At 66.7% G+C, this 22778-nt stretch carries 20 protein-coding genes and 1 tRNA gene; 7 read left to right on the top strand and 14 right to left on the bottom strand.

The features are described 5' to 3' along the window. Positions 1–311 precede the first annotated feature (311 nt). Entirely contained in the window at positions 312–500 is a 189-nt protein-coding gene (locus OG874_RS33725) for a DUF1918 domain-containing protein (protein WP_330251110.1), read from the bottom strand. Between the two features lie 60 nt (positions 501–560). After that, positions 561–1136, bottom strand: coding sequence for a TetR/AcrR family transcriptional regulator (locus OG874_RS33720; protein ID WP_442943160.1), 576 nt, complete (start codon positions 1134–1136; stop codon positions 561–563). A gap of 73 nt (positions 1137–1209) precedes the next feature. On the opposite strand from OG874_RS33720, the gene OG874_RS33715 reads away from it, so the two are divergent. Continuing rightward, a complete protein-coding gene (locus tag OG874_RS33715; protein WP_330251108.1) occupies positions 1210–1785 on the top strand; it encodes a dihydrofolate reductase family protein in 576 nt (191 codons plus the stop codon). Between the two features lie 30 nt (positions 1786–1815). Here the strand turns inward: OG874_RS33715 and OG874_RS33710 are convergent, their stop codons facing one another. Next, positions 1816–2229 carry a secondary thiamine-phosphate synthase enzyme YjbQ gene (locus OG874_RS33710; protein ID WP_330251107.1) on the bottom strand — a complete coding sequence of 138 codons (414 nt, stop codon included), beginning with the start codon at positions 2227–2229 and terminating at the stop codon, positions 1816–1818. A gap of 31 nt (positions 2230–2260) precedes the next feature. After that, positions 2261–2470: a hypothetical protein gene (locus OG874_RS33705; RefSeq protein WP_330251106.1), complete on the bottom strand. Its 210-nt coding sequence runs from the start codon at positions 2468–2470 to the stop codon at positions 2261–2263. A gap of 113 nt (positions 2471–2583) precedes the next feature. Here OG874_RS33705 and OG874_RS33700 point away from each other — a divergent pair, with 113 nt between their 5' ends. Beyond that, positions 2584–3849 (top strand): aspartate kinase, encoded by a 1266-nt coding sequence (locus OG874_RS33700; RefSeq protein WP_330251105.1) that lies wholly within the window; start codon positions 2584–2586, stop codon positions 3847–3849. Between the two features lie 2 nt (positions 3850–3851). Beyond that, positions 3852–4886 (top strand): aspartate-semialdehyde dehydrogenase, encoded by a 1035-nt coding sequence (locus tag OG874_RS33695; protein WP_330251104.1) that lies wholly within the window; start codon positions 3852–3854, stop codon positions 4884–4886. Positions 4887–5074: 188 nt separating this feature from the next. Here OG874_RS33695 and OG874_RS33690 read toward each other — a convergent pair whose 3' ends face one another. Continuing rightward, on the bottom strand, positions 5075–5641 hold the full coding sequence (locus tag OG874_RS33690; RefSeq protein ID WP_330251103.1) for a TetR/AcrR family transcriptional regulator: 567 nt from the start codon (positions 5639–5641) through the stop codon (positions 5075–5077). Positions 5642–5732: 91 nt separating this feature from the next. Between OG874_RS33690 and OG874_RS33685 the strand changes: the two genes are divergently transcribed. Both OG874_RS33685 and OG874_RS33680 read left to right on the top strand, forming a co-directional pair. Continuing rightward, the gene (locus OG874_RS33685) at positions 5733–6152 is read left to right on the top strand and encodes a nuclear transport factor 2 family protein (RefSeq protein ID WP_330251102.1); all 420 of its coding nucleotides are present in this window, start codon (positions 5733–5735) and stop codon (positions 6150–6152) included. Between the two features lie 109 nt (positions 6153–6261). Continuing rightward, positions 6262–7176 (top strand): aminotransferase class IV, encoded by a 915-nt coding sequence (locus tag OG874_RS33680; RefSeq protein WP_330251101.1) that lies wholly within the window; start codon positions 6262–6264, stop codon positions 7174–7176. Between the two features lie 155 nt (positions 7177–7331). On the opposite strand, the gene OG874_RS33675 is transcribed toward OG874_RS33680, so the two are convergent. From OG874_RS33675 to OG874_RS33665, 3 genes are all read right to left on the bottom strand, one after another. After that, positions 7332–8681 carry a serine hydrolase domain-containing protein gene (locus OG874_RS33675; RefSeq protein WP_330251100.1) on the bottom strand — a complete coding sequence of 450 codons (1350 nt, stop codon included), beginning with the start codon at positions 8679–8681 and terminating at the stop codon, positions 7332–7334. A 174-nt stretch (positions 8682–8855) separates the two neighbouring features. Beyond that, on the bottom strand, positions 8856–10094 hold the full coding sequence (locus OG874_RS33670) for an APC family permease (RefSeq protein ID WP_330251099.1): 1239 nt from the start codon (positions 10092–10094) through the stop codon (positions 8856–8858). A gap of 1200 nt (positions 10095–11294) precedes the next feature. Then, the gene (locus OG874_RS33665; protein WP_330251098.1) at positions 11295–12533 is read right to left on the bottom strand and encodes an FAD-dependent monooxygenase; all 1239 of its coding nucleotides are present in this window, start codon (positions 12531–12533) and stop codon (positions 11295–11297) included. Between the two features lie 72 nt (positions 12534–12605). Between OG874_RS33665 and OG874_RS33660 the strand changes: the two genes are divergently transcribed. Next, a complete protein-coding gene (locus OG874_RS33660) occupies positions 12606–13103 on the top strand; it encodes a hypothetical protein (RefSeq protein ID WP_330251097.1) in 498 nt (165 codons plus the stop codon). On the opposite strand, the gene atzF is transcribed toward OG874_RS33660, so the two are convergent. From atzF to OG874_RS33630, 6 genes are all read right to left on the bottom strand, one after another. Beyond that, the gene (gene atzF, locus OG874_RS33655) at positions 13057–14790 is read right to left on the bottom strand and encodes an allophanate hydrolase (RefSeq protein ID WP_330251096.1); all 1734 of its coding nucleotides are present in this window, start codon (positions 14788–14790) and stop codon (positions 13057–13059) included. The genes OG874_RS33660 and atzF overlap by 47 nt on opposite strands. Next, the gene (gene uca / locus OG874_RS33650) at positions 14787–18395 is read right to left on the bottom strand and encodes an urea carboxylase (protein ID WP_442943453.1); all 3609 of its coding nucleotides are present in this window, start codon (positions 18393–18395) and stop codon (positions 14787–14789) included. Before uca ends, atzF begins: the two co-directional genes overlap by 4 nt. Positions 18396–18465: 70 nt before the next feature. After that, positions 18466–19173 (bottom strand): GntR family transcriptional regulator, encoded by a 708-nt coding sequence (locus tag OG874_RS33645; protein ID WP_330251094.1) that lies wholly within the window; start codon positions 19171–19173, stop codon positions 18466–18468. A gap of 514 nt (positions 19174–19687) precedes the next feature. Then, a tRNA-Pro gene (locus OG874_RS33640) sits at positions 19688–19761 on the bottom strand. A gap of 60 nt (positions 19762–19821) precedes the next feature. Next, a complete protein-coding gene (locus tag OG874_RS33635) occupies positions 19822–21123 on the bottom strand; it encodes a hypothetical protein (protein WP_330251093.1) in 1302 nt (433 codons plus the stop codon). Positions 21124–21171: 48 nt separating this feature from the next. Beyond that, complete coding sequence (locus OG874_RS33630) at positions 21172–22134, bottom strand: metallophosphoesterase (RefSeq protein ID WP_330251092.1); 963 nt, start codon at positions 22132–22134, stop codon at positions 21172–21174. 165 nt (positions 22135–22299) lie between these two features. On the opposite strand from OG874_RS33630, the gene OG874_RS33625 reads away from it, so the two are divergent. Next, on the top strand, positions 22300–22764 hold the full coding sequence (locus OG874_RS33625) for a GatB/YqeY domain-containing protein (RefSeq protein WP_330251091.1): 465 nt from the start codon (positions 22300–22302) through the stop codon (positions 22762–22764). The last annotated feature ends 14 nt before the right edge of the window (positions 22765–22778 follow it).

Genomic DNA, 22778 nt, shown 5'->3' with positions numbered 1-22778 from the left:
CCCAGCGACACATTCGTAAGTCAACCGAGCGGTTCAGTGCTCGGAGCCACATCGGATGACCGCGAGCGCATATCACCGACCGATAACGATCGATCATGAACTGCGAGAACGTGTTCCGATTCGGGGTCGATCGAGCGGCGATATCGTCGGATCCAGTGGACTTGCCATTGGGTGAGATCGGGGCGAAGTGCGGGCCCGGTCGATCGGGCCGAAATATCACGAGTTACCGACCCGGGCCCGGCTGCGCATCGAGCGGCGGGCCCGCAGGCAGCGGGCCATCTCGGACCACGGGACGATCGCGCCCGCGCGGCTCAGGTCGTCGGGTGCTCGATGATCGCGTCCGGGCCCGGGAAGACGAGCGATTCGTGCCCGTCGTCGTAGCGCACCACGTAGGGTGGCGTGCCTTCCGGTCCGCGGACTTCGACGATTTCGCCGTGGCGATCACCTTGTCCCACACTGTGCCCGTGCACGAGGAGCCGGTCTCCAACATTCGCCATCATCGCACCATTATCGAATGGCAGTGGCGCGCATCACAAGGAATCGAGATATTCGACGATATTTCACTCTTGTCCGACCAGTCGGTCGACCGCGGCCCTGATCAACTCTTGGCTCTGCGCCTCGGTGAAAATCTCCGGCAGTGTGAGCCGGTCCACGATCAGCCAATTCAGCGCCAGATACAGCAGGATCACCGAGTTCTCGTCACCGGGCAGCCCGGCCTGGAGGTGGTTGCGCACATTGAAATCGAGGTCCGCGCGCACGGCCTTGGTCATGACCGCGCGCAATTCCGGTCGCCGGGTCGCCTCCAGGCGCAACTCGAGCATCGCCAGATATCCGGTGCGGAACGCCTCGATGCGACCGACCGTCTCCTTCAGCAGCTCGATGATGTGCGCGCGGGTCTTCGGACCCGTGGCGAGTTCGGCCATGGTCGCCGCGCTCGGCTGTAGCCGCTCGTAGAACCGGCCGCCCGCCTGGGTCAGTAGGTCGTCACGGTTGGCGAAGTAGTTCGACGCCGTGCCTGCGGGCACGGCGGCCTCCTTGTCCACCGCGCGGAAGGTGAGACCGCGCGCTCCCTCCTTGGCGAGCACCTCGATTGCCGCGTCGAGCAGCGCTTGCCGTCGCTCCGGGTTGGTCCGCACTTGACACCACTCCATTCGTAGTACTACCTTCAGACCACTTCGATCAGAGTACAACGAATCGGGCGGTATTGATATGCGAAAACTCGTCTACTTCGTCGGCATGTCCCTCGACGGCTACATCGCGGGCCCCGGCGATGACATCAGCTTCTATCCGATCGGCGAAGACATGTGGGATTGGATGAGGACGGAGTATCCGGAGACCCTGCCCACCCATGTGCGCCCGCATATCGGACTGGCGGTCGATGCGCCGAATCAGAAGTTCGACACCCTGGTGATGGGCCGAGGCACCTATGACCCGGCCCTGGCCATCGGTATGACCAGCCCGTACGCCCATATGCGGCAATATGTCGTGTCGAGCTCGCTCGGCCGCATCGACGATCCGACCGTCGAACTGGTCGACGGCGATCCGATCGGTCTGGTCCGCCGACTGAAGCAGGAGGACGGCATGGACATCTGGCTGGCGGGCGGCGGCAACCTGGCCGCGCAACTGCTCGGCGAGATCGATGAACTCGTCATCAAGAGCTATCCGGTGGTGGCCGGAACCGGAACCCCGGCCTTCGCGGGCGAGTTCAACCCGACGCTGTTCACGCCGAGCAAGCGCACGGAATTCGCCAACGGCGCTCAGGCCACCTGGCTCACCAGGACCTGAGGCCCAATCTCGAGCCCGGCTGTTCGAGGATCACATGCTGTCGCGCAGAAATGACAGGCGCACTTGGCGATCCGGGTTGTCGACATTCAGATCGACCAGTGCGATCGATTGCCACGTGCCAAGGGTGAGCGCGCCGCCGATCACCGGAATCGTGGCATAGGGCGGGATCAGCGCGGGCATCACATGCGAGCGTCCGTGTCCGCGTGAACCGTGCGCGTGCCGCCACCGGTCGTCGGCGGGCAGCAGGTCGCGCAGTGCGGCGAGCAGGTCGTCATCGCTGCCCGCGCCGAGTTCGATGATCGCGATCCCGGCCGTGGCGTGCGGTACGAAGACGTGCAGCAGTCCGTCGTCGCCCGCCTCGCGCGCGAACGCCGCGCATTGCGGGGTGATGTCGTGCACGACTTCACCGCGCCCGGTGTGCACCTGGAAAACGCTGCTCTGCATGGCTCCATCGTGCTGGCGGTGGCGATATCGCTCAACCGGACGCGCCGTCGCGCAGCAGGGCGGTCACCCGCAGCGAGGTCTCGTGCAGGCGCTCGAACAGTTCGAGGATCAGCTCGAGTTGCTCCTCGGTGTAGTCGGCCGACAGCGGCCGTTCGGCACAACGGCGAATGGCTGATCGCCGCCTTTCCGAACACCGAACACCACTGGTTGCTGGAATCGGTTTCGGCCAAGTTCGATTCACGAACCGCCCCTTCGGTACTCGCGGGCTGAGGAGGTAGGAACAAATCGGCTGGACGTCGGCCGGTACGCTGGGGTGCTGTTAGCAGCTGATTGTCGATCTTGGAGGACCCTGTCGTGGCTCTCGTTGTTCAGAAGTACGGAGGATCCTCGGTGGCGACCGCCGAGCGCATCCGGCGCGTCGCTGAACGGATCGTCGAGACGAAGAAGCAGGGCCACGATGTGGTGGTCGTCTGCTCGGCGATGGGCGATACCACCGACGAGCTGTTGGATCTGGCCCAGCAGGTGGCGCCCGCGCCGCCGGCTCGCGAGATGGACATGCTGCTCACCTCGGGTGAGCGCATCTCCAACGCACTGGTCGCCATGGCCATCCACTCGCTCGGCGCCGAGGCGCGCTCGTTCACCGGCTCGCAGGCGGGCGTGATCACCACCGGTTCGCACGGTAACGCCAAGATCATCGACGTCACCCCGGGCCGGGTCCGCGCCGCGCTCGATGAGGGCCTGGTCGTGCTGGTCGCCGGTTTCCAGGGCGTCAGCCAGGACAGTCGCGATGTCACCACGCTCGGCCGCGGCGGCTCCGACACCACCGCGGTCGCGCTGGCCGCGGCGCTCGAGGCCGACGTCTGCGAGATCTATACCGATGTGGACGGCGTCTTCACCGCCGACCCGCGGATCGTGCCCGACGCGCAGCAACTGCAGCAGGTCTCCTACGAGGAGATGCTCGAGCTCGCGGCCTGCGGCGCGAAGGTACTCATGCTGCGCTGCGTGGAATACGCGCGCCGCTACAACGTTCCCGTGCATGTGCGCTCGTCCTACACCGACAAGCCCGGCACCTACGTCTATGGATCGATGGAGGACATCCCCTTGGAGCAAGCAATCCTCACGGGCGTCGCGCACGACCGCAGCGAGGCCAAGGTGACCGTGGTCGGACTGCCGGACGAACCGGGCTACGCCGCCAAGGTGTTCCGCGCGATCGCCGATGCGGAGATCAATATCGATATGGTCCTGCAGAACATTTCCAAGATCGAGACCGGCAAGACCGATATCACCTTCACCCTGCCCAAGACCGAGGGCGCGCGTGCGGTGGAGATGCTGACCAAGCGTCAGGACGAGATCGGCTTCGCGCAGGTCCTCTACGACGACCACATCGGCAAGGTCTCCCTCGTCGGCGCGGGTATGAAGAGCCACCCCGGCGTCACCGCCACCTTCTGTGAGGCGCTGGCGAACGCGGGCGTGAACATCGATCTCATCTCCACCTCCGAGATCCGGATCTCGGTGCTGGTCAAGGACTCCGAACTGGACGAGGCCGTGCAGGTGCTGCACAAGGCCTTCGATCTGGGCGGCGACGAGGTCGCGGTTGTCCACGCGGGAACAGGACGATGACCATGGGCGTACGGGTAGGAGTCGTCGGCGCGACCGGACAGGTCGGCGCGGTCATGCGAAAACTGTTGGAGGAGCGCGACTTCCCGGCCGATGAGGTGCGGTTCTTCGCCTCGTCCCGTTCGGCGGGTAAGACGCTGCCGTGGCGCGGCGGTGAGATCGTGGTCGAGGACACCGAGACCGCCGATCCCACCGGGCTGGATATCGCGCTGTTCTCCGCGGGCGCCACCATGTCCCGGGTGCAGGCCCCGCGCTTCGCCGCGGCCGGTGTCACCGTGATCGATAACTCGTCGGCCTGGCGCAAGGATCCCGAGGTCCCGCTGGTCGTCAGCGAGGTGAATCCGGAGCAGACCCGCAACCTGGTCAAGGGCATCATCGCCAATCCGAACTGCACCACCATGGCCGCCATGCCGGTGCTCAAGCCGCTGCACGATATCGCGGGACTGCGCCGCCTGATCATCTCGAGCTATCAGGCGGTCTCGGGCAGCGGACTTGCCGGTGTCGAGGAATTGGCCTCCCAGGTGCGCGCCGTGGTCGGCGATGCCGAAAAGCTGGTGCACGACGGCAGTTCGGTGCAGTTCCCCGCGCCGAACAAGTACGTCGCGCCCATCGCCTTCGACGTGATCCCGCTGGCCGGTGCGCTGGTCGACGACGGGTCCTTCGAGACCGATGAGGACCAGAAGCTGCGCAACGAGAGCCGCAAGATTCTCGGCCTGCCCGACCTGCTGGTCAGCGGCACCTGCGTGCGCGTCCCGGTGTTCACCGGTCACTCGCTGTCGGTGAATGCCGAATTCGCCGAACCGATTTCGGTCGAGCGCGCCACGGAACTGCTCGCCAAGGCTCCCGGTGTGAAACTCGTCGACGTCCCGACGCCACTGGCGGCAGCGGGCAAGGATGAATCTCTCGTCGGCCGCATCCGCCAGGACCCCGGTGTCCCCGACGGCCGCGGCCTCGCGCTGTTCATCTCCGGCGACAATCTCCGAAAAGGGGCCGCCCTCAACACCATTCAGATCGCCGAGGTCCTCCTCGCCGATCGCTGACGCCAACCTCACGGGCCGTTCGATCCGCGCCGGATCCGAACGGCCCGTTTGTCATTCCCGCGCCCGCGCTATCCCGACGGTCATATTCATTACGTCGTCGCATTCACTGTGAACATCGACAACCGGTGTGGCCGCGCAACCATTCGTGCCGCCTAGTCCTGCTGTAGCGCGGTAGCGATGTCGATTTGCTAGCGGGGACGCAGACCGTCGAAGACGATGGCGAAGGTGCGCTTGCGTTGTTCGGCGGTGGCGCCGGTGTCGCGCGTGGCGAGGAAGGTGCCCTTGATGACGCGCATCAGGTCGTTGATGTCGATATCGGGGCGCACCGCACCGGATTGTTGTGCGCGGGTGAGTAATTCGCTGATAGCGGCATTCAGTTCGTGCACCGGCCGGAGATAGCCGGGGGAGTCGTGGCCGCCGACGGCGTCGGCCAGGTCGCGTTTGACGCCCCCCTCGGCGACCATGCTGTCGAGGAACACGAAGAAGGCGGCACCGGGGTCGGCGGCGGTGGCGAGGTCGCGGGCGTTGGCGATCATGCGCTCGACGCGGTCGACGATCGCGGCCTCGAAGAGGGCTTCCTTGGTGGGGAAGTGGCGGTAGACGGTGCCCGCGCCGACGCCCGCGCGGCGGGCTATTTCATCGAGCGGTACCCCGATCCCCTCGGCGGCGAACGCCTCTTGAGCGGCGGCGAGGACGCGGTCGCGGTTGCGGCGTGCGTCGGCGCGCAGTGGGCGCGGTTCCTCGCGATCGGTCACGGGTTGAGTTTACTGGAGGCATTGACAAGCGGGGCGATCGTTCCGGATCATAAACGGGGTCTACGTTCCGCTTAACTGAAGAAGGTGTTTCATGGTGGAGAGTTCGGTGAAAACCCCTCGTGAGCTGGTCGAACAAATGTTCCACGAGCTGCCTGCCCGCGACGCCGACGCATTTGTCGCGCTGCTGGCTCCGGATGCGGTGTTCGAGATTCCGTTCGTGATTCCCGGCATGCCGACGCGGCTGGTCGGTCGCGACGAGATCCGGGCCCATCTCGCGCAGCGGTGGTCGGGAATATCGGGCATCGAGGTGCACGGGATCTATCCCGAGGTGTACGAAACCACCGATCCCGAGGTGGTGCTGGTGGAGAACGAGGTGGATATGACCGTGCCCGGTGCCGAGCGGGCGCGAGTTCGCACCTCGGTCAATGTCGTTCGGGTGCGGGACGGGAAAGTGGTGCTGTTCCGCGATTACATGGATACGGCGCGGTTCGCCCGCATCGCCGAAAGCTGATCGTCGAGCCGTCGCGCGACCGGTGCGCCGGTCGCGCGAGCGGTGCGCCGGTCGCGCGAGCGCCGAAATAGGCTCGCCCCACGACAGTCCCGGCTGCTAGCCTGCGCCGATGGCGCAACCTTATGCACAGGTGTACTTCGGGGATCGGATAGTGGCTGCCGGTCAGGCATCGGTGAGTGTCGCATCCTCCGCGGTGCTGTACGGCCTGAGTGTGTACACGGTGTTCCCGGTGCATGCGGATGGTTCGGCGCGCACCGCGTTTCGCTTGGACGATCACTTCCGACGGCTCGAGGAGTCCTGCAAGATCATCGGTATCGACCGGTTCGCCGCCGAATGGGATTTCGCGCGATTCCGGGCGGCGGTGGTCGAGCTGATCGGGGCCAATGCGCCGACTACCGACGTATTCGTCCGGGCCACAGTGCATGTCGTCGAATCGATTCCGGGCACCCGAGTTCGTGGGTGTGCGATCCAGGTCAGCATATTCGTCTACGACGCCGTGCCGATCGTGCCGCAGGACGGAATGCGGCTGAAATCCAGTCCGTGGCGTCGCATTCCGGATAACGCGATTCCCTCGCGGGCGAAGGTCAATGGCGCATATGTGAATTCGGTGCTGGCCAAGCAGGATGCCATCGACAGCGGCTACGACGACTGCGTCTTCCTCGACGGCAACGGCCACGTCTGTGAACTCAGCGCCGCCAATATCTTCCTGGTCCGCAATGGCGCCCTGATCACCCCGGACGTGTCCTGTGACATCCTCGACGGCATCAACCGCCGCACGATCCTGACTCTCGCGGCGGAAGACGGCATCCCGTTCGTCGAACGCACCATCGACCTGACCGAGCTCTACATCGCCGACGAGGTCTTCGTCACCGGCACCTCATCCGGAACGTCCCCGGTCACCGAGGTCGACGGCCGCCTGGTCGCCGACGGCCGACCCGGCCCGATCTCCCAGACCCTGCGTAAACGCCACGCCGCCGCACTCCGCACCGACGAATCGCACGGCTGGGTCACCGATCTCGGTTAGTTCCCGCACAGACCGCATTACTGGCCGGACCTTCCGAACGCGCCGCGGCCCAACGCTGCTACCACCGGCGCTGCGCACCACTACCCGCATCGCCGCGATGCGCCGAAAAGACCGGATCATGAACAACATTCGCCGTGCGGCGCAGGCGGCACGATTCAGCGGATGCCGGGTGTGCGGGGGTCCGGGCCGAGGCAGACCAGAATGGCGCAGCCTGGTGCGGTGTCCGCGAAGGGCGGAGCCAATGGGTAATTCAGACAGCTGAAGACATTGCAGCCCGGATATGCCGATAGGCCGATGCCGAATACCGCGAGCAAGATATTCGTATCCACGAATCGGCTCGGGTCCAAGCGCAGCGGCGGCTCCACATACGGACCGGGATCGGGCACCGGATGGTCCTCGAACGCCGCGAACAAACGGCGGAAGAACTCCCACGGCAGCTCCGCGGTGTTCTGCACGATTCCGGAAACGCCCTGGCTGCTGACATTTCCGAAGACCCCGGTCCACACCACCGTCAAATTCAGGCTCGGCACGATGAAGACGTTCTGCATGCCGAGTCCGGCCATCGAGTAGACGTCCTCGGACAGAAAGTCGGGGGTCTCCGCACATCCGGGCCCGAGCCAGAACAGATAGCCGTAGCAGTGATTCGCCGGCGACGGCTGGCGTGCCTTGTGCAGATATGTCGCGGAGACGATTTGCTGTGCGCCCCACCGCCCGTTATTGCTCACCAGCAGACCGAGTTTGGCGAAATCGTTCGGCGGAATCATCAGATGCGCGTACCCATAGGTATGTCCGGCGCGATCGCGAGCCCAGTAGTAATCGCCGCGCTCGATGCCGAGCGGATCGAAGAGCTCACGCTGCGCGAACTGCTGCAGCGGTTCCCCGATGGCCAATTCGATGACATACGCGAGCAGATCGACATTGCGCTGGCTGTAGCTGAAGACCGCGCCCGGCGGGTTGTCCAATGGCACCCCGAGCGCCTGCACGGCACTGTTCGGATCGAGCGGAATCACCCCGGTGACACCCTCGGTGAGCACGCCCACCTTCATTCCGGAGGTCTCGGTGAGCAGATTCTCCACGGTGATCGACCGATGCTGCTCGTCACCGAGCCCCGGCGGCAGATATTGAGCGATCGGCGCCTCGAGATCCAGTTTGCCCTGATCCCAAGCCATTCCGGCCAATACCGAAACAACGCTCTTGGTCGCACTCCAGATATTCCAGGCGACATTCCCGGTCTGCTCATCGGTCGGCCCCTCGCCGACCAGGCAGTTGTCCCGGAAGACCTGCACATTCAACCGATTACGCTCGCTCGCGAACGCCAACGCCTGCGCGAGCAGCCCCGAATCCAACCCCACCTGCTCCGGTGCCGCCCGCTCGGGCTCCCGCCCTGACGACACCCCGCACGTCACCTGGTCGACCGCCTCGGCGCGCGCGTTCCCCGCGAAAACGCTCCCTGTCACCAGTGATACGGCCGCGACCGCGGCCAGCACTCCGTAGATGCGCCCCATACGATGAGGCTATCGCGCAATGCGCTGCGAGATCGTTCAACAGGCTGGGCGGTACCCACCGATTGCGTTCGGACCGACTCGCACCGGAACCGGAACCTTCGACACGCGCGATGGCGCGGCGACCGACCGGATCCGCTGTCGGTGGGTCAGTCCGCCAACCCGCGACGTGCCAGGTCAACGACGAGGGCGGCGCCGTAGCCGTCGGAGGTGGAAGACCGCGCCGATGGCAAGCACCGCGAGCCCGGTGAGCACCGACCCGATGGGCAGCGATATCCCGACGATCACGCACCCGGCCGCACCGACAATCGGGACCCAGCGAGCCGGTCGATCTTCCTCGAGCGTCAAAGTCGCCGCCGAGACATTCGCGATCAGGTAGTACACCAGCACCGTGAACGACGAAAAGCCGATGGCCGCACGCAGATCGAAGGTGCCGGCGACCACCGCCACCACCGCGCCGACCGCCAGTTCCGCCCGATGCGGCACACCGAAGCGCGGATGCACCGCGGCCAGCGCACCCGGCAGATAGCGATCGCGCGCCATGGCCAGCGCCGTGCGCGAAACCCCGAGAATCAATGCCAGCAGCGATCCGGCGGCCGCGAGCACCGCGCCGATCCGGACGACGGGAGCCGAACCCGGTGCCCCGGCGGCGGATACGACCATGGCCAGCGGATCGGTCGCATGGGCCAGACCCGCGGACCCGAGCACCTCCAGCGCGGTCACCGCCACCAGTGCGTAGACCGCCAACGCCAGCCCGAGCGCGATCATGATGGCCCGCGGAATCGTGCGTCGGGGTTCGCGCACCTCCTCACCGAGAGTGGCGATGCGGGCGTATCCGGCGAATGCGAAGAACAGCAATCCGGCCGCCTGCAGCACTCCGCGCGCCCCGATCCGATCCGGCAGCGTCGTTGCCGCGGAATGCGTTCCGAACAACCCCACCGCCACGACCAGCGCGAGCACGGCCAGCACCGCCGCCACGATGAGCCTGGTGGCCAGCGCCGACTTCTGTACGCCGGTGTAGTTGATCGCGGTGATCACGACAACGGCCGCGACGGCAACCGCACGGGACTGTTCGGGCCAGGCATAATTGCCGACCGTCAGCGCCATGGCCGCACACGAGGCCGTCTTCCCCGCGACGAATCCCCATCCGGCCAGATATCCCCAGAACGCCCCGAGCCGCTCGCGCCCGTACACGTACGTCCCGCCCGACACCGGATAACGCGCCGCGAGCCGTGCCGAGGAGGTCGCGTTGCAGTACGCGAGCAGTGCGGCCACCGCCAATGCGAGCAGCAGCCAACTGCCCGCCGCGGCCGCCGCCGGGGCGAGCGCCGCGAAGATGCCCGCCCCGATCATCGAGCCGAGCCCGATGAGCACCGAATCCGTCAGCCCGAGCCTGCGCTGGAGCGCCTCCGCCATGACTGCATCATCGACCACGCCGCCGCAGACCACGAATCGTGGGCCGACATGCGAAACGCCGCCAGGTCCGGGGGTGAACCTGGCCACGCTGAGCCGCCGGACGCTACGCCAGCGTCACGACTCGGGTGCCGACGTCCCACAAGCGCCTCTCGGCGGGTGGTCGCTCGAAGCGACAAATGGGGTGAGGCCCGGGGCTGTCCGGACGCCGACAGGGTGGTCAACCGCCTCTCGTCCGGATCTATTCCGCAGCCGCCTCCTTCGGGCACCGCGATCGCCACCCCGGCCATTCCCATGATCGCTTAGCCCATCCGCAGGGCGATGCTGTCCCCGATCGGCGGTGGTTCGAAAAACAGTTCCGCCCCTCACCGTTTCGGTTGGGGGCGGAGCTGTTTCGTTTTTCGGGGGCAGGTTTCGACGGGCCCCAGGCTTCGGAACTACAACAGGCCCCACCAATACAGCAGGCAGGCCAGCATCCAGACAACCACGGTTTCCATCGCCGCTCCCATCTCCTTGGCGCCCTCACGGTCCATCATCCGCCGATTCGCGCCGCCCCGCCGCAAACTCGGCTGGATCCCGCCGAAAAAATACCGCTACCTGGGGCTTGGCTCCTGCAAGGTCTTCTTAAGTGCCCAACAAGCCCGTGGCGGCATTGTTTGTGTCAACACCGGAGCACACGGGAGAACAACCCGGAACGCTACGGGAGTAAGCCACCACCGGGGTGGGGAACCGGGCTCGACCTGTTTACGAGGGGTAGCAGGTCGCGTCACGGGGGTAGCGCCAGCCGGGCCGGTCCACGAGGGGTGACCGTCCCGGCTGGAGCTTTTATCGGGGGCAACCACTTCGGATGGCTCTTCCCGGAGCTGACCGGCGAACGCGCAGTCCGCCACTGCCGAAGGTAACCATTCGGTGCACGCCGACGATCCCACCCAGAGGTATGGGCCGGGCCGGTTCACGAGAGGGGACCGGCCCGGCCGCCGCTAGCGGCCGGGCAGTATCGCCATCGCCCCGAATGTCCTGCGCGGTAGCCCAACCCGTCGCAGCACTCGCCAAAAAAGGTGACCACACTGGCGATTTCGGGAAGCGTGCCCAAATGCCGAGGGCGCTCATCACGACTCGGTTATCGCCACCGGGCACCATACGAGCCCCGAAAACGCCACTACCGGCACCGATATGGCCGGTGCCGGTAGTCGCGAAGCGCGGTTACCCGACGGTCTGGGCCGCGTAGTCGGGCAGCTCGTAGCTCTCGGTCTTGGTGAGCATCTTCATCACCAGCGGCTTCATCACCTTGGTGGTCATCAGTTTGCTCACGAACAGGCCCGCGCGGATCCCGAACCGGGACTTGGGCGTCATCGATCGCAACCCACCGGGCGGCAGTTCTTGTGCGGTGGCGACGAACGGGCGCAGCACCTCTTCGTAGCGGGCCAGCGCCTGCTCGGGATCGGCTGCGTGCGAGGCGATTTCACCGGCCAGGACGTACGCGCCGACCAGGGCCATCGCGGTGCCCTGCCCGGTGAGCGGCGAGCCGCAGTAGCCCGCGTCGCCGAGCAGGACCACCCGGCCCTTGGACCAGTTCGGGACGTCGATGCGGGCCAGTTCGTCGAAGTAGAAGTCCGTGGCCTCGGCCATGGCGTTGCGGACGGTGTCGGCGATGGTGCCGCCGTCGTTCAGACGCTCGCCGATGAGCTGCTGCTGGGCCGCGATATCGCGGCGCAGCGCCGGATTCGCCGCGTCGCGAATGACCACGAGCGCCTTGCAGGTGCTCGGGTCGGCATCGGGTCGCAGCCCGACACCGGTGGCGCCGACCAGCGAGTTCATCGCGATCCAATGCGGTTCCGCGTAGGCGGGCGTCGGCAGCGTGAAGAAGGACATGTAGCCGCCGAGGTAGGTGGAGAACTGTTCCTCCGGGCCGAACACCAGCCGCCGGGTCGTGGAATGCAGTCCGTCCGCGCCGATCACGATGTCGAATCGCTCGGTCGCACCGGAGGCGAATGTGACATCCGCGCCCGCGCCGTCCTGGCTGATCTCGGTAACCCATTCGCCGTAGCGATAATCCACCCCACCCGCCTCGGCGAGCAGATCGAGCAGCACCTCATTCAGATCGCCGCGGGTGATCTCGATCTCGGCGACCGTGCCCTTACCCTCGAAGACCTCCGCGGCCATGCGCAGCAGCTCCTTGCCCTCGCTGTCCACGAAAACCATGCCGCGCTCGTCCAATTGGGATTTGCGGATGCCCGGCATCAGCCCCATCCGCTGCGCCACCTCGACGCTCGGGCCGCGCAGATCGACGGCCTGCCCACCCGGGCGGGGTGCGTCCGCGCGCTCGACGACGGTGGCCCGGATCCCGGCCCGAAGCAGTTGCAGGGCAACAGCATTGCCGCCGATGCCGCCGCCGCACACGAGGATCCGGGGCTGGCTGGTGGCCGAGTGGTTGGTGCTCATGATCTGTTCCTCACTGACTCGAATGTCTTGCACATATGTCTAACAGACGGCTTGCACGTTTGTCTAGTACAAATGTGTAAGACGGTCGTACAGATCGGTGACGATCTCGAACGGCTGATTCGCAGCGCGGGGACCGGCCGCTCGCTCGCCGAGGCCTTCGCGCCCACCTGGGCGGGCATCGCCACCATCTTTCGGCGCCACCGAGAAGGCATGGTCGCGCAGGCGGAGAATCTGATCCGCCTGCATCGTTCGTCGGATGAGCGACGGTATGTGGAACGAATGAACGAGGAGGCCGTCACGCAAATCGCGGCCATTCTCGGTGCGGTGCATCCCGATCTGTCGAGGGCCGAGACAGACGCGGTGGCGCGGCTGTATTTCGCACTCCTGAACGGGCTTTCGCTGCAGTGGCTCAATGATCCCGACGGCGGTCTGCCCACCGGCGACGACTTCGCCACCGCCTTGCGCGCACTGACGGTCGGAAACCGGCAGCGCCCGCCGAGCGCGGGCGCTGCCGATCCGCGAGTCAGTTCTGGCTTTGCAGATAGGCCTTCCAGCCACCGAACGAGGTGATATCGGTGGCGGCGCCGGCGGCGTCGTAGGTGCAGGCGAAACCGATAACCGCACGACCGTCGGATAATTCGATGCTGGTCAACGCCATCGGCGCGGGCAGTGCGGCGAGGAAACTGCCCAGCCCTGCCGTCGACACCCGGAACAGTTCGCCGAGGATCGGCGCACCGAGTCCGGCACCGTGGCGCACCAGCCCCGGCTTCGGGGGTGCGGTGTCGAGGGCGGTCAGGCGGTACGCATCGGTGGTGCGGATCTCGCCGGTGAACCGCGCGCCGATCTCCTCCAGTTGCCAGTGCAGCGGCTGACCGCGCAGGTGCGCGCCGAAAACGGCGAGCTCAACCCCACTTTCGATCAGGACGGGCGCGGTGTCCTTGCCGATGATGCGGGCGGCGATATCGATCGCGACCTGATCGGCGAAGGCCGGTGTCACGACCATCACCCCGAACGGAGCTCCAGCAGCGGTGGGTCGGCCGGGGACGGCTACGGCCGCCATATCCAGCAGATTGCAGAAGTTCGTGTAGGTGCCCATCCGGCGGTTGATCCCCAGCGGATCCGCTTGTACCGCGGCGATACTCGGATGCTCGGTGGTCGTCGGCAGCAGCAGTCCGTCGAACCCGGACAAGGTCGCCGCCGCCGCGGCTTTCGCCCTGGCGATGGTATCCAGATCGGCCGCGAAGCCGGGGCCGGTCGTCGCCCGCGCGGAATTGATGATCGCCGTCACGGTGGGGTCGGCACCCGCGGGCGCGGTGTCCAGGAACGCGCCGACCGCCGCATAGCGTTGTGCGACGATCGAGCCGTCGTACAGCAGCAGCGCGGCATCGAGCAGCCCGGAGATATCGATCTCTTCGGTTGCCATCCCCGCACTCGTGACCGCGGATACGGTGCGGGCGAAGGCATCTCGATACGGTTCGCTGAGCGCGGCCAGATTTTCGGCGCGGGGTATCGCCAGCCGAGGCGCCTGCGGCGCGGCGAGCCGCACATCGGCGGGCCAGTTCCGGCTACGCGGATCGCGCGCCTCCGGACCGGCCATCACCGCGGCCGCCGCGATCGCACGGTCCAGATCGGTCGCGAAAACCGTTACGGCGTCGTAGTCCGCACATGCCGGAAGTACTCCGTGTGCCGGGATGATGCCCAAAGTGGCCTTGATGCCGACTATTCCGTGCAGCGCGGCCGGGACTCGCCCGGAACCCGCTGTGTCGGTGCCGATTCCGATATCCGCGATACCCAATGCCACCGCGACCGCCGATCCGGAACTGGACCCGCCGGAGATCAACTCCGGGTCGTGCGCATGGCGGACCGCGCCGTACGGGCTGCGCGTGCCGACCAGACCGGTGGCGAACTGATCCAGATTGGTCTTGCCGAGCACCACCGCACCCGCCGCGACCAGGCGTTCGATCGCCGCCGCGGTGACCTCTGGGGTGTAGGCGAATTCCGGACAGGCCGCGGTGGTCGGCAATCCGGCCACGTCGATATTGTCCTTGACCGCGACCAATATCCCGGCCAGCGGCAAGGAAGCGCCCTCGGCGAGCCGCTGCTCGACGGCCGCCGCATCGGCGGCGACATCGCTCTGTGCGCGCAGCGTGATCCATACCTCGGGCCGATCGACCTCGGCGATCCGCCGATATGCGGCGGCGACGCGTTCGGTGGGCGTGCCATGGACTTCGGTATTGCCTAGGACGCCTGAGGTCATTCGGCGGCTCCGATCACTGCTAGCGGGGTTCCCGGTTCCACTTTGGCGCCGGGGGTGGCCAGCACCTTCAATACCGTGCCGGTGCCCGGGCTGTGCACCGGCAGTTCGAGTTTCATCGCTTCCAGGATGGCCACCGGGTCGCCGGCGCCGAGCCGCTGGCCCACCGCTATCTCCACCCGCCAGACATTGCCGATCATCGGCGCGGTGACCACGGTCGCATCCGCGGGCAGACCCGCGAGTGGATCGGAAACCGGTTCCGGCGTGCTCTCGACCGTCGCGCTCCGCTCGAATTCCCCTGCGGCGCGCCAGGCCTGCTTCTCCGCATCGAAGGCGACGGCCTGTTTCGTCTCGAATTCCGCGATGGATTCGGCGTTTTCGGTACACATCCGCAGGTGGTCGGCGAGCGCGAAAGTGCCCTCGCTGACCTCGGCGTCGAAACGTCCGGCCGCGGCGGCCGCGCGCTGCTCGAGCAACTGCTCGGGCGTCACCGGTTCCCAGACGATGCGGTCGAAGAACCGGAACAACCACGGGGTGCCCCGCTCGAACGGCGCGGCTTGCCGGTAGCTGGACCAGATCGGCACGGTCCGCCCGATCAGCTGATAGCCGCCCGGTGACGCCATGCCGTATACGCACAGGTACTTGCCGCCGATGCCGACCGCATCCGATGGCGTCCACGTGCGCGCCGGGTTGTACTTCGTGGTGACCAGACGATGTCGCGGGTCGAGCGGAACCGCCAGTGGCGCACCGAGATACACATCGCCGAGTCCGAGCACCAGATACTCGGCATCGAAGACCGCGGCGCGCACCTCGTCGACGCTGTCGAGTCCGTTGATGCGGCGGATGAATTCGGTATTCGAGGGCAGCCACGGCGCACTATCGCGGACACCGCTGCGATAACGATCGATCGCTTCGGTGATGGACGGATCGTCGAACGACAGCGGCAACCGAATGGTGCGGCTCGGCACCACCAGATCGTGGGTGGCCGGCAGCGCCGGCTCGAGCTCGGTCAGTGCGCCGAGCAGCCGATACTGCGGGAGCACATCGGGATCGAAGTGGATATGCAGCGAACGGACACCCGGTGTCACGTCGATGATGCCGGGCAGCCCGGTACCGGCCAGCGCCTCGGCGAGTGCGTGCACCCGCATGCGCAGGCCGAGATCCAGCACCATCTCACCGTATTCGACCAGGATGTTGTCGTCGCCGCCGCGCAGATAGGCGACCCCAGGCCGATCCGCACCCGCGGCCACAGTGGCGAGAACGCCACGGTCATCTACGGTTTCGCCCGAACCGGTGAGCACACTGTGTGCTGCGGTGAGATCCACTGTGGCTTCGGGGATCTCGGCGCGAGAGCGTGCGATATTCGAACGGCGCAGCGCGGTCGCCCGGTCGTCGTCGACGGGGACGAAGCGGATGGTGTCGCCGGGGCGCAATTGGCCGAGCTTCCAGCGGTGTGCCGAGATGACGGTCAGTGGGCAGGCGAAGCCGCCCAGGCTCGGCCCGTCCGGTCCGAGCAGGATCGGAGTATCGCCGGAGACGTTCAATGTCCCGACGCTGTACGGGTTGTCGTGCAGGTTCGAGGGATGCAGCCCCGCATCACCGCCATCGGTGCGCGACCAGGTCGGCTTCGGACCATCCAGCCGGATGCCGGTGCGATTCGCGTGACTGCCGACCTGCCAAGGGTGCGAATAGAATTGGTCCATATCGGCAGCGGTGAAATAGGCGGGCGAGGTCTGCGGGCCGACGCCGACGGCCAGCTTCCAGATATGCGTGAATTCCGGTTGCTCGTCGATCGGCACCGCGCGCGGTTCGCTGAGCTCCGGCCGATCCGTGACGATGCCGAGCACATCTCCCGCGACAACCGCCTTGCCCGTGATACCGCCGAAGCCGCCGAGGGTGAACGTGGCGGCACTCCCGTGATACAGCGGTGCGTCGATGCCGCCGCGCACCGCGAGATAGGTACGCAATCCGGCGTCGGCCGGTGCGCCGATATCGAGCACCGAACCAGCCCCGACCGTGACCGGCTGCCACATCGGGACCGGCCACCCGTCCACCGTGACCGGTGTCTCGGCACCGGTCACACACACCACGGCGGCATCGGCGAAGCGCAGCTGCGGACCCTGCAGCGTGCACTCCAGCGCGGGCACGCCCAGCGGGTTCCCGACGGCGGCATTGGCGAGTGTGAACGACAGATCATCCATCGGACCCGACGGCGGAATTCCGACCTGCCACAACCCGATTCGGCCCGGGTGATCCTGAATCGTGGTCATCGTGCCGCCACGCAGCACGTCGATGCGATGCCCGGCGGATCGGATATCGGCCAGCGTGGTCGTGACATGTTCGGCGCCGAGCACCCTGGCATCGGCACCGGCCGCCCGCAGCTGGGGCAGATTCGTCTGGACGCCGTGGATCCGAGTCGTGGCGAGCGCGTCGCTGAGTCCGGCGAAGGCGGCGTCGCGGGTGGCCCCGGCGGTGATGACCTTCGCGAGCAGCGGGTCGTAATAGGGGCTGACCTCGGTCCCCGTGGCGATCCAGGTATCGACCCGAACGCCGGATTCGGATTTCGCTGGAAATGTCGCCGCGGTGATCAGTCCGGCACTCGGCCGGTAGTCATGCCCCGGATCCTCGGCGTAGACCCGCGCCTCGACGGCCCATCCGGTGATCTCCGGTCCGCGTTCGGGCTGCTCGTCCACCATCGAGGTGTCCCCGCCGGCCAGCCGCAGCATCCACTCGACCAGATCGACCCCGGTCACCGCCTCGGTCACCGGATGCTCGACCTGCAGCCGGGTATTCATCTCCAGGAACGAGGCCGCACCGCGCTCGACGTCGTAGACGAACTCGACCGTGCCCGCCGATCGGTACCCGACCGACCTGGCCAACTCCCGTGACGCCGCCAGCAGCTGCCCCGACAGATCCGGCGTGAGCCCCGGCGCGGGCGCCTCCTCGAGTACCTTCTGATTGCGCCGCTGCAGCGAACAGTCCCTGGTGCCCAGGCTGACCACGCGGCCGCGACCGTCACCGAACAGCTGCACTTCGATATGCCTGGCCCGCGCCACGAACCGCTCCAGGAAGACCCCGGTCGAGGAGAAGTTGGTCGCGGCCAGCCGCTGCACCCGCAGATAGGCCGACCGCAGCTCATCGGCGGTGCCGCAGGCCTGCATGCCGATACCGCCGCCGCCACCGACTGCCTTGAGCATCACCGGATAGCCGATGCGCTCGGCCTCCGCCACCGCGTGCTCCGCGGATTCCAGCAATCCGCTGCCCGGAATCAGCGGCACCCCAACGGATCTCGCTGTCTCACGGGCGGTGTGTTTGTCGCCGAAGATGCGCAGTTGCTCCGGTGTCGGACCGACGAACCTGATTCCGGCTGCGATGACCTCGGTCGCGAAATCCGCGTTCTCCGAAAGGAATCCGTATCCGGGATGGATCGCGCCGGCGCCGGCCGACAGCGCCGCCTCGATCACCCGGTCGGCGCGTAAATAAGACTCGGCCGCCGGGCTCGGCCCCAGATGCACTGCGATATCGGCGATTTCGACGTGTGCCGCACCCGCGTCGGCATCGGAGTAGACCGCGACTGTCTTCAACCCGAGCGCACGTGCCGTGCGCATGATCCGGCAGGCGATCTCGCCACGATTGGCGATCAGGACGGTATCGAACTCCAGCGTCACCGCGAACTCCCTAGTCAGTTGCCAGGGACATCGCGGCGATGGCCCGCGTGACCCGATCGAGGACGACATCCAGCGATTCGCCGATATGGGTGTGCAGCAGGCGGTAGGCCAGCGGGAGATCTTGCGCCAGTACGGCATCCAGAATTCCCAGATGCTCGGCGATGGTGGTCTCGATCCGGTTGTTGACCATGAAGTCGTACATCCGCACATGCCGGATCCGCGAGTTCACCGCCTTCAGTGACCGCACCAGCTCGGCATTGCCCGCCGCCGTCAGCAGTGTGACGTGGAACTCCTCGTCCCGAACCACGAAACCGGGCTCCTGTTCGGGCGGATCCGCCCGCAAGACCAGCCAGGCCGCCCGCTCCACCGCCAGCAGCCCGTGGTCGTGCACGACCGCCGGATTATCGATCGCTCGCTGAATACCACTGAGCTCCAAGGTGATTCGCAGCTCATACAGATCCCGGATCAGCGGGATGCTCGGCCGCACCGGAGTGAAGCCGTACTCCTCGCGCTGCAACAGCCCGTCCGAGCACAGCACCGTCAGCGCCTCCCGGATCGGTGTCCGGGAGATACCGAACCGAGCCGATAACTTGGGCTCGGTCAGGCGCTCCCCGAACCTGATATCCCCGTTCATCAACTCGCCACGCAACGTCGTATAAACCACGTCTCGTAGCGGCCGTCCCGCCGCGTCCGCCAGTGTGGCCACTCGTGTCGACATGCGTGTATACGCTATGGACCTCGCGTTTCATCGAGATGACCACAAGTTAGCAAGCGGTAAGAGTCTGCTCACCGCGCTGGACGTGTCGGGTTTTTCCCGGCGCGCCTCCTTCGGAATGTTCTCACCTCGGGTGCACAGTGTTGAGGAGCAGACAGCAACACCTGGCAACGCCGCCGTGCTATCGCCGGACATATCGCCACAGCAGGCTTGAACCAGCCCCGGCGCCGGGTTGATGCCCGTATTCCAGGCACACCGCCCGTCGAGTGCCGCCGGTCGGTGGCGACCGCCCCCGGCGCCGGGTGCACCTACGAGAAGTCTCGGGAGGTAACGATGGATGGGTTCGTGATCGTTGGCTTGCTCGCCCTGGTGTGCGGGCTACTAGCGGTCATCGCCGGTGCGGTGTGGTGGCCGGATCCGATCACCAGATCAGCACAGCGCGGCCGCGGCGCGGATACCGAAACGGCCCCCAGCCTGTTACCAGGCCGGGAGCCGTTCAGTTCGTCTCAACCACGAGTCGGGGTGACAGGATTTGAACCTGCGACCTCTTCGTCCCGAACGAAGCGCGCTACCAAGCTGCGCCACACCCCGTGAATCGAACCTGGAGTAGCTTACAACAGCTCGGGTCCAGACGTTAAACCGGCAGGTCAATTACTCTTTGTGGGGCCGAATGCTGGTGAAGATCCGCTTCGCGGTATCCGCGTCGACGGCGTTGGGGACGCCGGTGTCGGCGGCGATCACCATGACGAAACTGCCGTTATCGGTGGGGGTGGCGAAGGTATAGACCGAGTAGTTCGTGGCGCAGCCGGGGTTGACCTTGGTGGCGATGCCCTTGGTCTCCACGAACATCCCCTGCTGGGCGCCGTCGAGCGAATTGAGCGGCTGTGCCGGGCTCGGCATGCCGCCCGGTGAGTTCGTGTACGCGGCCTCGGCGGTCCTGGTGCCGAGTTCGGTTGCGGCTATCGCCGAATCGTTGTCCTTGGAGCCGGTCAGGAAGGCCACGGTGCGGGTCGAGCCGGGGCAGTAGCTCTTGCCATCGGTGGCTAGTCCCTTGCCGGTGACGGCGTTCGGCGGCGCACCGAAACCGCCGACCTTGCCGTCGGGGGCAACGGTCCAGTCGGCCGGGACGTCGTAGGCGGCCCCTAGATCCGATGCCACGACCACTTTGTACCCGGGCACGACCGGGGTTTCGTTATTGGCCTGGGTCGGCTCGGGCGTAGTAGTCGGCGGCGCGGTGTGCGAGCCACCGGTGGTCGTCAACGCGCTCACCATGGACGGTGGGGTGTCCTGCGCGGTGGTCTCGTCCGACCCGCGGTCGGCCGCCACGATCGCCGCTGTCGCCCCGCCGGCGACCACCAGCGCGGCCACCGCTGCCGCCACCCACGCCGCACCCCGACCGCGGCCGGGGCGGCCGTTCGAGCCGGTCGGAAAGCCCGGTGAGCGTTGGCCGCCGTAGAGTGCGCTCAGCCCGCCGTCCGCGGGCGGCGCACCCGCCTGTTCGGGTGTCGTTGCGCCCGACTGGAATTGCCTGGTTCGCCGCCGCGGAACCGGCTCCCATTGCACACTGGGTTGGTAGGGCGCGGACGCGGCCGGTGCCCACTGCGCGGATGGCTCGTGTTGTGCGGACCCGGCCGATCGAGGTGCCCACGCCGTGGTGGGATCGAGTTGTCCTGGTGCGCTTGATGTTCGGGTCGATCCGATGACCCCGGGTTGCCATTGCAGCGTGGGTTCCGGCGCGCCGCCGAACGGCGGGCTTGCGGCGGAGTCGAGATCCACCGGTGCGCCGAAGGTGTTCTGTGCCTGAGCGCTGGGGCTCTGCGCATGATCGGTGGGATCGGACTGCCCGAATTCGGACGGTCCCAGCGCAGGACCGAATTGCCCTGCGCCGTAAGGCTGTTGCTGAGACGGCGCACCGGATCGAGTTGGTTCGGGCCGGTCGTCGAAATCATTCACGCTTATCCCCTGCCTGACATCAGTCTCGGCAAGGGACCTTAGCCGAACTCAGCGTGCGATGGCTTCCGAGGGTGAAACGCCATGGCCGCTATCGGCATTGGGGCGCTTGGGCGGCGCGGCGACCAGGCTCAGCAGCGTCGCCTCCGGGCGGCAGCAGAACCGGTAGGGCGCCCACGGTGAGGTGCCGAGTCCGGCGGAGACGTGCAGTTGGGTGTGTGCGCCCCACTTCGAGGAGCCCTTCACCCGGGAGCGGTCGATACCGCAGTTGGTGACCAGCGCACCGTATCCGGGCAGGCACAGCTGTCCGCCGTGCGTATGTCCGGCCATGACCAGGTCGTAGCCGTCCTCGGCGAAACGATCCAGGACCCGTGGTTCGGGCGAGTGGGTCAGGCCGATGCGCAGATCGGCGAGCGGGTTCGGCGCGCCGGCGATGGTGTCGTAGCGGTCGCGCTGCAGGTGCGAATCGTCGACGCCCGCGCTCGCGATCCGAATGCCCGAGACCTCGACGTCGCGGCGGACGTGGGTCAGATCGAGCCAGCCGCGCTCGGTGAAGGCCGCGCGCAGGTCCTTCCACGGCAGCGGCGCGCCGTATACCCGGCGGTGATCCTTCTTGAAGTACTTCGCCGGGTTCTTCGGCACCGGCGCGAAGTAGTCATTGCTGCCGAAAACGAAAAGGCCCGGGCGGGAAAGCAATCCGCCGAGGGCCTGGACCACCGCGGGCACCGACTTCTGGTGCGACAGGTTGTCACCGGTATTGATCACCAGATCCGGCTCCAGCCGGTCCAGCTCCCGCAGCCACTGCTGCTTGAGCTTCTGACCGGGCATCATGTGCAGATCGCTGATGTGCAGCACCCGTAGCGACGACGAGCCCGGCTGTAACACGGGCATCGTGGCCTCGCGCAGGACGAAGGCGTTTCGTTCGATCAGCGAGGCGTAGCCGATACCGGCCACCGCGGCCCCGGCGGCTCCCAACGCGGTTCGTCGGATAGCGGAGGTCGAGATTACGGGCATTTGCCCAGCATAGGTGACCCCGGTTAGGAACGCCGAGTGTGTTTCCGCACAAGCGGCAGGTTCTTTCCCGCCCGCCGGCAATCGTCGGCGGTGTTGCCCCGTCGAATTCGGACAGCGAGGCAAATGTAGTGGGCCCGAAACAGGGAAGCGGCTACCGTGTGGCACATGTCGGAACTCAAATCGCAGCTGCGGGCGGATATGACCGCCGCGATGAAAGCCAAGGACAAGCTGCGCCTGGCCACGCTCCGGATGCTGCTGGCCGCCATCCAGACCGCCGAGGTCGCGGGTGCGCAGGCCAAGGAACTCTCCGACGCCGAGGTCATTGCCGTCCTGCAGAAGGAGGCGAAGAAGCGCAGCGAGTCTGCCGAGGTCTACACCCAGGCCGGGCGCGGCGAGCTGGCCGCCAACGAGCACGCCGAGGCCCGCATCATCGACGAGTACCTGCCGACCCAGCTCACCGACGCCGAGGTCGCCGACGTCGCGGACACCGCGATCGCGCAGGTCGCCCAGGATCTCGGCGAGCGGCCGGGCATGCGGCAGATGGGCCAGGTCATGAAGGCCGCCACCGCGATCGCCGCGGGAAAGGCCGACGGTTCCCGCATCTCGGCCGCGGTGAAGGCGCGCCTGTAGCGATCTCATCCCGG

Source organism: Nocardia sp. NBC_00565 (assembly GCF_036345915.1).
Classification (GTDB): Bacteria; Actinomycetota; Actinomycetes; order Mycobacteriales; family Mycobacteriaceae; genus Nocardia.
The sequence above is the reverse complement of the archived record's forward strand: the minus strand, read 5'-3'. Positions and strand labels throughout refer to the sequence as shown.